We start from the raw sequence: 14,987 nt of genomic DNA on the forward strand, positions 1-14,987 counted from the left end.
ACATGTATAAAGTTGCGTTATGTCCTCACACGACTTGTTAATCATTGTCCTATTCATAGGCATACTGGTCGCCTTCACTCCGTTGCTCGGGAAGTGGCTGGCGAATGTTTTACAGGGAAAGCGGAGCTGGCTTTCCCCGGTTCTTGGTCCCGTGGAGCGCTGCACCTACCGTGTGGCCGGCGTGGACCCCTCCTGCGAAATGGGCTGGAAAAAGTATCTGACGGCTGTTCTTCTGTTCAACGCCGCCGGATTCCTTATCCTGTTCCTTTCCCTGCTGTGCCAGAAATGGCTGCCGCTGAATCCCGCCGGCACGGAAAACATGCGGTGGGACATTGCCCTGAATACGGCCATCAGCTTCATGACCAATACGAACTGGCAGTTCTACTCCGGCGAAGGGCCGGAAGGCATCAGCTACTTTGTCCAGATGACCGGGCTGGGCGTGCAGAACTTCGTCAGCGCCGCCACGGGGATTGCCGTCATGGCCGCCCTGATCCGCGGTCTGAAAAGGAAATGCGCCTCCACTCTGGGCAACTTCTGGGCGGACCTGACGCGCAGTACCTTGTACTTTCTGATTCCGATTTCCGTGGTCGTTGCGCTTCTGCTGGTCTCCCAGGGGGTGGTGCAGTCCTTTGACGGACCCGTCACCGTACCGGGCATGGACGGCGTGGAGCAGGTGATTCCCAACGGTCCGGCGGCCTCCCAGGTGGCCATCAAGCAGCTTGGGACGAACGGCGGCGGCTTCTTCGGGAACAACAGCACGCACCCCTTTGAAAACCCCACGCCGTTCAGCAACATGGTTGAAATGCTCTCCCTGCTCCTGATCGGCTGCGCCTGCCCGTATGCCTACGGCGTGATGATCGGGAAAAAAAGGCAGGGCTGGATCATCTTCGGCGCCATGATGCTTCTGCTTGTGACGACCATCGGGCTTTCCCAGTGGGCGGAACACACGGGGAACCCGCTGTTCCCCGGCATGGAAATGCTGGAAGGCAAGGAAGTGCGCCTGGGCGTGACGAACAGCTCCCTCTGGTCCGTGGCTACGACGGCCTCCTCCAACGGTTCCGTGAACTGCATGCACTGCAGCATGTCCCCGCTGGGCGGCGGCATTGCCCTGTTCAACATGCTGCTGGGTGAAGTGATCTTCGGCGGCCTGGGCTGCGGTCTGTACGGCATGCTGATGTTCGCCATGATCACCGTCTTCCTGTGCGGGCTGATGGTGGGGCGTACTCCCGAATTCCTGGGCAAAAAAATTGAAGCGCGGGAAGTGCGCTGGTCCATGGTGGGCGTTCTGCTGCCCGGCATAACCGTCCTGCTTATGAGCGGACTGGCCGCCGCTACGGAAGTGGGGCGTGAATCCATCTGCAATGCCGGACCGCACGGTCTGACGGAAATTCTGTACTGCTTCGGTTCCCAGGCCGGGAACAACGGCAGCGCCTTTGCCGGCCTGGCTGTTGGGGATACGCCTTTCTATTCCGTGCTGGGCGGCCTGGCGATGCTGCTGGCCCGATTCGGAGCCATCATTCCGGTGATGATCATTGCGGGCAGCATGGTATCCAAAAAAACCGCGCCTCCAGCCCAGGGCACCATGGCGACGGACAACCTGATGTTCATGGTTCTGCTGGTGGCCGTGGTGCTGATTGTAGGTGCCCTCACCTTCTTCCCGGCTCTGGCCCTGGGGCCCATTCTGGAACATCTGCTTCTGTATTCGGGAACCATGCTGTAAGGAGCATTCACCAACAAACCAGATTTTACGATGATGAAAGAAGAAAAAAAGAATCAATCCTGGTGCAGCGGGGCCATGCTGAAAACGGCCTTTCGGGACGCGTTGCGCAAATTTGACCCGCGTGCTTTATCCAAAAACTTCGTGATATTCGTCACGGCCATTGGTGCCCTGGTTGCCACGGTCGTCCTTATCCGGGATGCCGCCGCCGGGCAGCCTTTCGGCTTTACCCTGCAAGTCACGCTCTGGCTCTGGTTCACTGTCCTGTTCGCCAACTTTGCGGAAGCATTGGCGGAAGGCCGTGGAAAGGCCCAGGCGGACGCCCTGAAAAAAATGCGCGTCTATGTGAACGCCCGTCTGCTGACGGACAAGGGCACGGAGGAAATAGTCTCCGTTTCCGAGCTGCGCAAGGGGCAAAAAGTGCTGTGCGAGGCCGGGGACATCATTCCTCTTGACGGCGAGGTGATTGAAGGCATCGCCAGCGTGGACGAATCCGCCATTACCGGGGAATCCGCCCCGGTCATCCGTGAAAGCGGGGGAGACCGCAGCGCCGTAACGGGGGGCACCCGCGTGATCAGCGACGGCATCGTCATCCGCATCACGGCGGAACCGGGCAATACCTTCCTGGACCGCATGATCGCCATGGTGGAGGGCGCCAGCCGGCAGAAGACGCCCAATGAAATCGCGCTGGGCATCCTGCTCGTGGCGCTGACCATCGTCTTCATTGCCGTAGTGCTTTCCCTCCCAGCCATGGCCGGATACATTGAAGATTCCGCCCGGGCGCTGGGTTTCAGGGCGGACGGCCATATCTCCCTGCCCGTTCTGGTCTCCCTGCTGGTGTGCCTGATTCCGACGACGATCGGCGGCCTGCTGAGCGCCATCGGCATCAGCGGCATTGACCGGCTGGTGCGCCGGAACGTGCTGGCTACGTCCGGCCGTGCCGTGGAAGCGGCCGGGGACATTGATGTGCTGATGCTGGACAAGACCGGAACCATCACCTTCGGCAACCGCATGGCGAATGAATTCCTGCCTGCGCCCGGCGTGGAGGACCAGCAGCTGGCGGAAGCCGCCCAGCTTGCCTCCCTGTCCGATGAAACGCCGGAAGGGCGCAGCATCGTGGTGCTGGCCAAAAAGCAATTTGGAATCCGGGGCCGCCACATGGACGCGGACCACATCGCCTTTGTTCCGTTCTCCGCTTCCACCCGCATGAGCGGCGTGGACATTGCGGCGCACGGCGGCCAGCCGGCCGTTTCCATCCGGAAGGGCGCTGCGGAAAGCGTGGCGCAGTGGGTGAAGGACCAGGGCGGAGCCTTCCCGCAGGAGGTGGAAATGACTGTGCAGAACGTCGCGCGTGCCGGAGGCACGCCGCTGGTGGTGGCCCGGGGAAGGGACGTGCTGGGCGTCATTTACCTGAAAGACATCGTCAAGGGCGGTATCAAGGAACGCTTCGCCCGGCTCCGGGCCATGGGCATCCGCACCGTCATGGTGACAGGGGACAATGCCCTGACTGCCGCATCCATTGCGGCGGAGGCCGGAGTGGATGACTTCATTGCGGAAGCCACGCCGGAAATGAAGCTGGCGCGCATCCGTGAAGAACAGGCGGAAGGCCATCTGGTGGCCATGACCGGGGACGGCACCAACGACGCTCCCGCCCTGGCCCAGGCCGATGTGGGCGTGGCGATGAACACCGGCACGCAGGCCGCCCGGGAGGCGGGCAACATGGTAGACCTGGACAGCAACCCGACCAAGCTGATTGAAATCGTGGAAATCGGCAAGCAAATGCTGATCACCCGCGGCGCGCTGACCACCTTCTCCTTCGCCAATGACGTGGCCAAGTACTTTGCCATCATCCCCGCCATGTTTGCGGGCCTCTTTGTGGCTGACGGCATGGCCCGGGGGCCGCTTTCCGCTCTGAACGTGATGGGACTACACTCCCCGCAGAGCGCCATCCTCAGCGCGGTGATCTTCAACGCCCTCATTATCGTGGCGCTTATTCCACTGGCCTTGAAGGGGGTTTCCTACCGACCGGCGGGAGCAGCCTCCCTGCTGAAGCGCAACATCCTCATTTACGGGGTAGGCGGCCTGATTGCGCCGTTCATCGGCATCAAGCTCATCGACATGGCCGTCACTGCCCTGCACCTCGTCTGAACAATTAAAAATCAACCTGCTGAATCATTATGAAATGGACATTTCCCAATCTGCGCCTGTTTCTGGCGCTGGCCGTCGTCACCGGCGGCATTTATCCCCTGGCTGTCACGCTTGTCAGTCTGATTCTGTTCCCCCATCAGGCGCACGGCTCCCTGATCCGGAATGAACGGGGGGAAGTCATCGCCTCGGAGCTCATCGCCCAGCCCTTCACCTCCGCCAGGTACTTCTGGCCCAGGCCTTCCGCCGGGGATTACGCCACCATGCCTTCCGGAGCCAGCAACCTCTCCTGGACCTCCGGAGAACTGGTCAGGACGGTGGCGGAGCGCAAGGCGGCCCTGCTGAAAGCCCACAACCTGCCGCAGGAAACGCCTGTTCCGGCAGATCTCCTGTTCGCTTCCGGAAGCGGCCTGGAATCCTGCATTTCCCCGGAAGCAGCGGAATTCCAGGCGGCCCGCGTGGCCACAGCCCGCAAACTGCCTCTGGAAAAAGTGCGGCAATTGGTGGCGGAACACCTCGTTCCGGGCGGCATTCTGGGGGAAAACGTAATCAACGTGATGACGCTGAATGCCGCCCTGGATACATTGCCTTCCAGTTAGGGGTGTATAGTTGACCGTCCCGGTCCGGGGAATACCCTGGCGGAAAAATCGTCCGGCAATCGGCCGGTGCCTTGGTTCCGCATCTTTCTCCGGTCGCCGGGGCGGATTTTATGTATGAAATGGAGGAACGCGCCTTCCGGGCCATAAGGCTATTTTTTACCCTCCAGAAGAAACAGGGCCGCTCCGTGGGGGTTGAGCTGCACTTTCATTTCCTGACTTGCCGTGCCGACGTTTTCCTGCTTCCACAAGTCGCGCACGTTTTGCGGAGACTTCACCTTGAGGCGGGAAAGGGGAACATGAATGGTTTGGCCTTTATTGCTTTTATTGAAAAAGCCGACGGCGGTACGGCCTTCCCCCAGCGGTTTGATCCAGACTTCACCGTCATCTTGGGACAGGACTTTTTCCGAAGGGCCGTGAAATGTCTGGTTGACGGCGATCACTTCCCGGTTGCACAGAATGCCCCGGGTGAAATCGTCCAGATGTTCCAGATCGCATGAAATAATCAGGGGGGCGGATATCATGGCCCAGAAGGACATCTGGAAATACTGTTCGTCCGGTGTCAGACGGGTGGGCTTGAACGTGGTATTCGCCTTTCCGACCTTGCCCAGGCGGCCGATTTGCAGCATGTCCGGATCATTCCAGTGCCCCGGCCCGGCGTAGGGCTGCCATTTCTCCTGGGAGGAAGCGATTTTCTTCAAACTGCCCCAGTGGTCTTCGATATCCCCCGTCGTGCGCCAGACATTGGCCGTCTTGCTGATAGGCCCGGCAATCTCGAACGGGGTGGAATTGGAAACGCTCAGCACAATGTCCCTGCCGCTTTTTTTCAAATCCGCCGCAATTCTTTCCGTGCTTGGCACGTCGATCAGGTACCAGTCCATCTTGACATAGTCGAATCCCCATTCCGCCCACTGTCTGGCATCCTGGGTAACCATCCACACGGGGCCTATTTTGGCGGCTCCCAGCCGCTGGGAACCTGGGCAGCCCCCAAACAGTTGGTCGGGCTGGGGGCGTTTGTTTTCAGGAAGGGCCAGGGAGGAATAATCTCCCTGCGGATTGGGGGAAGTGCCTCCCATGTAGCCGGCGTAGGTTCCCATCCACGGGGTTGAGTAAATTCCCGCTTTCAGCCCCAGGCTGTGGATTTCACGGCACATGGACTTCATATCCGGAAAACGCTTGTTGGGCTGGATGGCGCGGTACTTGCCGCCTCTGGCGCCTTGCCAGCAATCATCAATGTTAACATAGCGGTAGCCGTATTGCGCCAGCCCGGAACTGACGAGCAGCCGGGCGGTTTTCAGAATATTTTCCTGGCTCACGCCGCCGCTGTAGGAATACCAGCTGCTCCAGCCCATGGGGGGAGTCAGGCACATCTCCTGTCCGATGCGGATAGTGATGGTTCCGTTCGTTTTGCCATGGCCGTTGCTTATCTGCACGGGAAAGGAATAAGTTCCCGGACGGCTGATTTTTCCGGTGATGACGCCGGTTTCCCTGTTCAGTTTCACGCCGGGAGGCAGTTTGGCGGCGGCAAAACTCATGGGGCGTTCCCCGCTGGCGCAGATGGCGAACTGGATGGGGGAGCCGGGCCGTGCGCCGAAAAGCCGCGGTTCGTTCAGGACGGGAGCCGGTGATTCCGGCGGTGTCAGGCGCACGCCGGGTTCCGGGGCGGGATAGGGGGATGGCATCTCCTTGCCGGAGGCTCCCGTTTGGGTCAGGAGCAGGGCGGAGCAGAGAAACGGAAGAAAAGAAATGCGGATCATTTTGGCAAAAAGCTGGTAATGAGAAAATAAGAAAAGGCCTGTAAAATGCTTGTTCTGTAAATTACGCCGATCACACCACAATATTACAAGGAATTCGAAGGGTCAAAAAAATTTTGGATAACGACAAAAATCCTGCTTTCCCATTCAACGGTTGGAGTTATTCTTATGTCTAAATTACCAACATACCATGCTTAACAATCTAACAACAAAATTTCAGGAAGCGCTAATGCAGGCGCAGCAGACTGCAGGGCGGCTTGGAAAACCGGAAATTTCCTCTCTGGATGTTCTGGTGGCGTTGCTGGAACAGGACGGCGGAATTCTTTCCCCCATTCTCCGCAAGGCTTCCTGTGATCCGGGGCTGCTTCTGCAGGCCGCACAAAGGGAAGTCTCCCATGAACCCACACAGAGCGGAGCCACCACGCAGCCCCAGATGGGCCGGGACCTGGCTACGGTAATGCACGCCGCCGAGGATGAACGCAAAAAGCTGAAGGACGATTACCTCAGCGTGGAACACTTCATGCTGGGGGCGCTGGATACGCAGAACAAGGTACACCAGTTGACGGATACCTTTGGACTGACCAGGGACAATTATCTGGCCGCCATGAAGGATGTGCGCGGCAACCAGCGCGTGACGGACGACAACCCGGAAGGCAAATACCAGACGCTGGAAAAATACGGCACGGACCTGACGGCCCGCGCCCGCGCCGGCAAAATTGACCCCGTCATCGGCCGTGACACGGAAATCCGCCGCGTTCTCCAGATACTTTCCCGCAGGACCAAGAACAACCCCGTACTTATCGGGGAACCCGGCGTGGGCAAGACCGCCATCGCGGAAGGCCTGGCACGCCGCATCGTGAACGGCGACGTGCCGGAAAGCATGCGCAACAAGCGCATCGTGTCCCTCAACATCGGGTCCATGCTCGCCGGAGCCAAATACCGCGGCGAATTTGAAGAACGCCTGAAATCCTTCCTCAAGGAAGTGACGGACTCCAACGGTGAAATCATCCTCTTTATTGACGAACTGCATACCATCGTAGGCGCGGGCGCCAGTGAAGGGGCGGTGGATGCCTCCAACCTTCTCAAGCCGGCTCTGGCCCGTGGCGAGCTGCGGACTATCGGCGCCACGACGTTGGACGAATACCGCAAATATATTGAAAAGGATGCGGCTCTGGAACGCCGGTTCCAGCCTGTCATGGTGTCCGAGCCCAGCGTGGAGGACACCATCGCCATCCTGCGCGGCCTGAAGGAACGTTATGAAGTGCACCACGGCGTGCGCATTACGGATGCAGCCATTGTGGCCGCCGCCACTCTTTCCGACCGCTACATTTCCGACCGATTCCTGCCTGACAAGGCGGTGGACCTGGTGGACGAGGCGGCTGCCAGGCTCAAGATTGAACTGGATTCCATGCCTTCGGAAATTGACCAGATTGAACGTGAAACCATGCAGCTTGAAATGGAGCGGCAGGCGCTCGCGAAGGAGGAAGACGCAGACAGCAAGGCCCGTCTGGAAAAAATCACCAAGGAACTGGCTGATCTGAAGGAAAAATCCGGTTCGATGATTGCCCAGTGGAAGAGTGAAAAAGCCGCGCTGGACGCCGTCCGCGTGGAACAGGAAAAAATAGAATCCCTCAAGATTGAAAGCGAACGGGCCAAGCGGATGGGCGACTTGACGCGTGCCTCTGAAATCACTTACGGAGAACTGCCGGAGGCCGAACGAGCCCTGGCGGAGGGAAAGGAAAAACTCAACAAGATGCAGAAGGCGGATGGAGGCCTGCTGAAGGAGGAAGTCACGGAGGCGGACATCGCCAAGGTGGTCGCCACCTGGACCGGCATTCCCGCCGCACGTCTGCAGGAAGGGGAACGCGCCAAGCTCGTTCACATGGAGGAACGCCTCGGAGCCCGCGTCATCGGACAGAAGCAGGCGGTCAAGGCCGTGTCTGATGCCGTGCGCCGTGCCCGTGCGGGGCTTCAGGATGAAAACAGGCCCATCGGCTCCTTCATGTTCCTGGGGCCCACGGGCGTGGGCAAGACGGAACTCAGCAAGGCGCTGGCGGAATTCCTCTTTGACGATGAAAACGCCATGATCCGGATAGACATGTCCGAATACATGGAAAAACACTCCGTAGCCCGGCTCATCGGGGCTCCCCCCGGATACGTGGGCTACGAAGAAGGCGGCCAGCTTTCCGAAGCCGTGCGGCGCCGTCCCTACTGCGTGATTCTGTTTGATGAAATTGAAAAGGCCCATCCGGACGTTTTCAACGTGCTTCTCCAGGTTCTGGACGACGGCCGCATTACGGACGGGCAGGGGCGTACGGTGGACTTCCGCAACACGGTCATCATCATGACGTCCAACATCGGCAGCCAGTACATCCTCAATGAAATCAACGCGGAACAGCGCGAAGCCAAGGCGATGGAAGCCCTGCGGGGCCACTTCCGCCCGGAATTCCTGAACCGCATTGATGAAATCATCATCTTTGACCGGCTGACGGCGGAAGAACTCAAGGGCATTGTGGACATTCAGCTTCAGCGTGTCCGCAAGCGTCTGGAAGCCAAGGGCCTGTTCCTGCGCATGACTCCGGAGGCTACGGCCCTGGTAGCGGACCACGGCTTTGATCCCGTCTATGGAGCCCGTCCCCTCAAGCGTGCCATTCAGCACGACCTGCTGGACCCCCTCAGCCTTAAACTCCTGGAAGGAGACTTCCCGGAAGGGACGGAAATCGTGGTCCGGGAAAAGGGAGGCAAGCTTGATTTTACCAAGGAAAAGAAATAACTGAAAAGCCCGTATTTCCGGCGTGATCCGGAAGCGGACAGGGGCGCGGCGTTAGGTTGCGCCCCTGTTTATTGGGTAGCGCGGAGAGAAAAGGACGTGCATGGTTCATATCTCCTCATTCCTTCCTCTCCACAGGATAAACAGTGGAACTGTTACTATTTGACCAGGGCAATCTGACCTTTGGAAACAACAGGGTCGCTACAGGGGAAAACGCCATGATTCTCTACAGGGAAGTGTCACTTTATATAAACAGCTTTTTCAATAACAATCACGCAATCAGGGAGAATAAATCAGTCCAGGCAAACACGGAAGCCATCCATGTCCATGGAGATATGGCGCCGGATGCCCTTTGTTTCTCCAACCATGCGGCAAGGAGGGAAGAAAGGCATGGGAAAGGGAGAAAAAGGAGAATGTTCAAAAAAATGACGAGTGGAAAAAGGAGTATGACAAAAACGTATTTTATTCATTATTAGAATATTAGGAATGGACATTTCTAGATTGGAAATCAGTCCGGATAATTTTTGATTCAAAATATATTGACAAATGAATTGGTTTTAGTAGACTTCTCGGCACGCCAACACGGCGGCAGCACGAAAGGCCCACGGCCCTGGGAACCCTGCAGATGGGTTTTGGGGAGGAAGGCTGGCCGTCTGCAGGAAGCTTTTTTAAAGAGAGCGCCGATAAGAAGATTTTCAAGGGAATGACTACCGAACCCTACGCAGGGCCGTCCTATGAGCGATGAGAATCGCCGATGGGTAAGCGGTCTGAAGGAGCGACCTAGCTCTGAGAGGGTAGGGTTGGTAGAAGCAAGGGAAGGAAAAAAGGTCGTGACGCGCGCCGTGCTGGAATAAGCGAAGAGGCACGAGGGAGACAAACCCGAGTGAAGAGCTTGCGAAGCATGGCGCAAATGAAATCGAGAGATTCCATTTGGTCCAGCAATTTCAAAAATTATATTTGATGGAGAGTTTGATTCTGGCTCAGAACGAACGCTGGCGGCGTGGATAAGACATGCAAGTCGAACGGGAGAATTGCTAGCTTGCTAATAATTCTCTAGTGGCGCACGGGTGAGTAACACGTGAGTAACCTGCCTCTTAGTGGGGGATAGCCCTGGGAAACCGGGATTAATACCGCATACGATTGAAAGATCAAAGCAGCAATGCGCTAGGAGATGGGCTCGCGGCCTATTAGTTAGTTGGTGAGGTAACGGCTCACCAAGGCGATGACGGGTAGCCGGTCTGAGAGGATGTCCGGCCACACTGGAACTGAGACACGGTCCAGACACCTACGGGTGGCAGCAGTCGAGAATCATTCACAATGGGGGCAACCCTGATGGTGCGACGCCGCGTGGGGGAATGAAGGTCTTCGGATTGTAAACCCCTGTCATGTGGGAGCAAATTAAAAAGATAGTACCACAAGAGGAAGAGACGGCTAACTCTGTGCCAGCAGCCGCGGTAATACAGAGGTCTCAAGCGTTGTTCGGAATCACTGGGCGTAAAGCGTGCGTAGGCTGTTTCGTAAGTCGTGTGTGAAAGGCAGGGGCTCAACCCCTGGATTGCACATGATACTGCGAGACTAGAGTAATGGAGGGGGAACCGGAATTCTCGGTGTAGCAGTGAAATGCGTAGATATCGAGAGGAACACTCGTGGCGAAGGCGGGTTCCTGGACATTAACTGACGCTGAGGCACGAAGGCCAGGGGAGCGAAAGGGATTAGATACCCCTGTAGTCCTGGCAGTAAACGGTGCACGCTTGGTGTGCGGGGAATCGACCCCCTGCGTGCCGGAGCTAACGCGTTAAGCGTGCCGCCTGGGGAGTACGGTCGCAAGATTAAAACTCAAAGAAATTGACGGGGACCCGCACAAGCGGTGGAGTATGTGGCTTAATTCGATGCAACGCGAAGAACCTTACCTGGGCTTGACATGTAATGAACAACATGTGAAAGCATGCGACTCTTCGGAGGCGTTACACAGGTGCTGCATGGCCGTCGTCAGCTCGTGTCGTGAGATGTTTGGTTAAGTCCAGCAACGAGCGCAACCCCTGTTGCCAGTTACCAGCACGTCAAGGTGGGGACTCTGGCGAGACTGCCCAGATCAACTGGGAGGAAGGTGGGGACGACGTCAGGTCAGTATGGCCCTTATGCCCAGGGCTGCACACGTACTACAATGCCCAGTACAGAGGGGGCCGAAGCCGCGAGGCGGAGGAAATCCTGAAAACTGGGCCCAGTTCGGACTGTAGGCTGCAACCCGCCTACACGAAGCCGGAATCGCTAGTAATGGCGCATCAGCTACGGCGCCGTGAATACGTTCCCGGGTCTTGTACACACCGCCCGTCACATCATGGAAGCCGGTCGCACCCGAAGTATCTGAAGCCAACCGCAAGGAGGCAGGGTCCTAAGGTGAGACTGGTAACTGGGATGAAGTCGTAACAAGGTAGCCGTAGGGGAACCTGCGGCTGGATCACCTCCTTTCTATGGAGTAAGTGCAGCATTGACTGCATAGGTCGGTTCTCGTCTTGAGGGATGAGAAAGCGTATCTCGCGAGGGAGCGCAACGAACTAAACAAGATGTGTAAAGCAGGCTCGCCTTTGAGCGGAGCCGGTACGACGTGCGTCACGGCCTTTTTTTCTGAAAGAACCGCAACTGGGGGTATAGCTCAGTTGGTAGAGCGCCAGCTTTGCAAGCTGGATGTCCGGGGTTCGAGTCCCCGTGCCTCCACCAGTTTCGGTAAAGAGGGACAGAAACAAAAGACTTTGGTAACTAATCTTTAGTCTTTGGTAACTGTCTCGCAAGAGACCCAAGCCGGGCCTGTAGCTCAGTTGGTTAGAGCACGCGCTTGATAAGCGCGGGGTCACAGGTTCAAGTCCTGTCAGGCCCACCAAAAAATTGATTATTGGAAGGAAGACGAAAATTGACATCTGCGTGGCAAAGAAAACGATTGCTGAGAAGCAATCGCTTTCCAACAAAGTGGGTAGTTGAAAAACAACTACAATACACAACATAAAACATGCATACCAAGATAAAAAGACAATACAGTAAGTCACGAAAGGGCTTTGTGGTATTGTGGAAGTGGTAACAAGCTTTTGCAATATGATGAAGTAAGTAAGGGCGTACGGTGAATGCCTTGGTGCCAACAGGCGAAGAAGGACGCGGCAAGCTGCGAAAAACCTCGGGAAGCTGCAAGCAAGCGATGATCCGGGGGTATCCGAATGGGGTAACCTGATCGAGGCAATACTCGATCGTTCATACCTGAATACATAGGGTATGAAACGCGAAACCCGCTGAAGTGAAACATCTCAGTAAGCGGAGGAAAAGAAAGAGAAATCGATTCCGTAAGTAGTGGCGAGCGAAAGCGGATGGAGCCCAAACCGAAGGTACTCCTTCGGGGTTGTAGGACCACGACATATTCGACCATACTGGATAGTAGAACAGCCTGGAAAGGCTGGCCATAGAAGGTGAAAGCCCTGTAGACGAAATCCAGAGTGGGAATTAGTGGAATCCTGAGTAATACATCACACGTGGAACGATGTATGAATCCGCGCGGACCACCGCGCAAGGCTAAATACTAGTTGGCGACCGATAGTGAACAAGTACCGCGAGGGAAAGGTGAAAAGAACCGCTGTGAGCGGAGTGAAATAGAACCTGAAACCGTATGTCTACAAAGTGTCAGAGCAGAGCGATCTGCGATGGCGTGCCTTTTGTTTAATGAGTCTGCGAGTCAGTGTTTGTGGCAAGACTAAGGGCTTCCGGCCCGGAGTCGCAGCGAAAGCAAGTCCGAATAGGGCGAATCAAGTCGCAGGTACTGGACCCGAAGCGGAGGTGACCTACCCTTGGCCAGGTTGAAGCATGGGTAAAACCATGTGGAGGACCGAACAGGTGAACGTTGAAAAGTTCTCTGATGAGCTGAGGGTAGGAGTGAAAGGCTAATCAAACCCCGTGATAGCTGGTTCTCTTCGAAATGCATTTAGGTGCAGCGTCACGTGCTGATGCGCGGGGGTAGAGCACTGACAAGGCTAGGGGGCACACCCGCTTACCAAACCTTATCAAACTCCGAATACCGTGCAATGGAACGTGGCAGTGAGACAGTGGGGGATAAGCTTCATTGTCGAGAGGGAAACAACCCAGACCAGCAGCTAAGGTGCCTAAATAACGCTCAGTGGAAAGGATGTGGGATTACACAGACAGTGAGGATGTTGGCTTAGAAGCAGCCACCATTTAAAAAATGCGTAATAGCTTACTCATCGAGTGATCCTGCGCCGAAAATGATTGGCGATCAAGCGTTATACCGAAGCTCTGGACTTTGCCGCAAGGCAGAGTGGTAGAAGAGCGTTGCATGCGCATTGAAGGGTGATGGCGACTGACCCTGGAGCGCATGCAAGTGAGTATGCAGACATGAGTAACGTAAAGCCGGGTGAAATCCCCGGCCGCCGTAAACCCGAGGTTTCCAGGGCAACGTGTTTCGTCCCTGGGTTAGCCGGGACCTAAGCCGAGGCCGAGAGGCGTAGGCGATGGACATCAGGTTAATAATCCTGAGCTCGCGACCCTTAAACTGGGGGGACGCATGAGAAAAGATGACTAGGTTATTGAATTCCGAGTTGAGTCCACGGACTCAGCGCATCATTGGATCGAGTGCCAAGAAAAGCCCCAGCGTATGCTAAGCGACCCGTACCGCAAACCGACACAGGTGGGTGGGTAGAATATACCAAGGCGTAAGAGTGAAACCTGGTTAAGGAACTCGGCAAATTAGCCCCGTAACTTCGGAAGAAGGGGTGCCTGCAGCGATGCAGGCCGCAGAGAAATGGCCCAACCGACTGTTTATCAAAAACACAGCACTCTGCAAAGACGCAAGTCGAAGTATAGGGTGTGACACGTGACCAATGCCGAAAGATTAAGGCAAGGGGTTAGCCGCAAGGCGAAGCTCTAAACCCAAGTCCCGGTGAATGTCGGCCGTAACTATAACGGTCCTAAGGTAGCGAAATTCCTTGTCGGGTAAGTTCCGACCTGCACGAATCGTGAAACGAGTTGGGCACTGTCTCAACCAGGCGCTCAGTGAAATTGTAGTGGCGGTGAAGATGCCGCCTACCCGCAGAAGGACGGAAAGACCCTATAGACCTTAACTGTAAGCTGTCATTGTTTCTTCGGTTTTAATGCTCAGAGTAAGTGGGAGACGCTGAAGATGCCCTTTAGGGGGCATCCGAGTCATCAATGAGACACCACCCTTTGAAACTGGAGGATCTAACCCTGAGCCGTGAATCCGGCCAGAGGACCGTGTCAGCCGGTCAGTTTTACTGGGGCGGTATCCTCCCAAAGAGTAACGGAGGAGCGCGAAGGTGGGCTCAGCCCGGTTGGCAACCGGGTGTCGAGTGCATGGGCATAAGCCCGCCTAACTGTGAGACCAACAAGTCGAGCAGATGCGAAAGCAGGCCCAAGTGATCCGGCGGTAGAAAGTGGAATTGCCGTCGCTCAACGGATAAAAGGTACCTTAGGGATAACAGGCTGATCACGCCCAAGAGTTCATATCGACGGCGTGGTTTGGCACCTCGATGTCGGCTCGTCGCATCCTGGGGCTGGAGAAGGTCCCAAGGGTCCGGCTGTTCGCCGGTTAAAGCGGCACGCGAGCTGGGTTCAGAACGTCGCGAGACAGTTCGGTCCTCTATCCTCTGTGGGCGTTGGAAAATTGAGGGGTTCAGACCTTAGTACGAGAGGACCGGGTCTGACGCACCACTGGTGCATCGGTTGTACTGTCAAGTGCATGGCCGAGTAGCTAAGTGCGGAAGGGATAAGCGCTGAAAGCATCTAAGCGCCAAGCCCATCCCAAGATGAGTTTTCCCTATAGGTTCGTGGAAGACCACCACGTCGATAGGTCGCAGGTGTAAGTGCAGCAATGTATTGAGCCAAGCGATACTAATCACCGATAGACTTCATCATATTACATCACACTCCCAATCGTGAATACAACTTACCAAATGTCCTATTCACCATATGCATGATTTAAACACCACCAGCCA

At 56.4% G+C, this 14,987-nt stretch carries 6 protein-coding genes, 2 tRNA genes and 2 rRNA genes; 9 read left to right on the top strand and 1 reads right to left on the bottom strand.

Annotated elements, in window-relative coordinates; genetic code table 11:
• The first annotated feature begins 19 nt into the window (after positions 1–19).
• The 3 genes from kdpA to kdpC are packed head-to-tail and all read left to right on the top strand — an operon-like array spanning position 20 to position 4,461.
• Positions 20–1,720, top strand: coding sequence for a potassium-transporting ATPase subunit KdpA (gene kdpA / locus V3C20_RS05250; RefSeq protein ID WP_130084842.1), 1,701 nt, complete (start codon positions 20–22; stop codon positions 1,718–1,720).
• A gap of 33 nt (positions 1,721–1,753) precedes the next feature.
• Positions 1,754–3,865, top strand: coding sequence for a potassium-transporting ATPase subunit KdpB (gene kdpB / locus V3C20_RS05255; protein WP_130084847.1), 2,112 nt, complete (start codon positions 1,754–1,756; stop codon positions 3,863–3,865).
• 29 nt (positions 3,866–3,894) lie between these two features.
• A complete protein-coding gene (kdpC, locus tag V3C20_RS05260) occupies positions 3,895–4,461 on the top strand; it encodes a potassium-transporting ATPase subunit KdpC (RefSeq protein ID WP_130084843.1) in 567 nt (188 codons plus the stop codon).
• A gap of 149 nt (positions 4,462–4,610) precedes the next feature.
• On the opposite strand, the gene V3C20_RS05265 is transcribed toward kdpC, so the two are convergent.
• The gene (locus tag V3C20_RS05265; RefSeq protein ID WP_130084844.1) at positions 4,611–6,215 is read right to left on the bottom strand and encodes a putative Ig domain-containing protein; all 1,605 of its coding nucleotides are present in this window, start codon (positions 6,213–6,215) and stop codon (positions 4,611–4,613) included.
• 187 nt (positions 6,216–6,402) lie between these two features.
• On the opposite strand from V3C20_RS05265, the gene clpB reads away from it, so the two are divergent.
• The 6 genes from clpB (at position 6,403) to V3C20_RS05295 (ending at position 14,907) form a co-directional block, all read left to right on the top strand.
• Positions 6,403–8,985, top strand: a complete 2,583-nt coding sequence (clpB, locus tag V3C20_RS05270; protein WP_130084845.1) for an ATP-dependent chaperone ClpB — start codon at positions 6,403–6,405, stop codon at positions 8,983–8,985.
• A gap of 143 nt (positions 8,986–9,128) precedes the next feature.
• Complete coding sequence (locus V3C20_RS05275; protein WP_130064134.1) at positions 9,129–9,458, top strand: hypothetical protein; 330 nt, start codon at positions 9,129–9,131, stop codon at positions 9,456–9,458.
• A 481-nt stretch (positions 9,459–9,939) separates the two neighbouring features.
• Positions 9,940–11,451 (top strand): 16S ribosomal RNA (locus V3C20_RS05280).
• A 173-nt stretch (positions 11,452–11,624) separates the two neighbouring features.
• A tRNA-Ala gene (locus V3C20_RS05285) sits at positions 11,625–11,700 on the top strand.
• Positions 11,701–11,783: 83 nt separating this feature from the next.
• Positions 11,784–11,860: transfer RNA gene (locus V3C20_RS05290), tRNA-Ile, on the top strand.
• 211 nt (positions 11,861–12,071) lie between these two features.
• Positions 12,072–14,907: ribosomal RNA gene (locus tag V3C20_RS05295) — 23S ribosomal RNA — on the top strand.
• Together the 16S and 23S rRNA genes with 2 tRNA genes alongside form the textbook arrangement of a ribosomal RNA operon.
• The last annotated feature ends 80 nt before the right edge of the window (positions 14,908–14,987 follow it).

The organism is Akkermansia sp. RCC_12PD (genome assembly GCF_036417355.1).
Taxonomy (GTDB): Bacteria; Verrucomicrobiota; Verrucomicrobiia; order Verrucomicrobiales; family Akkermansiaceae; genus Akkermansia.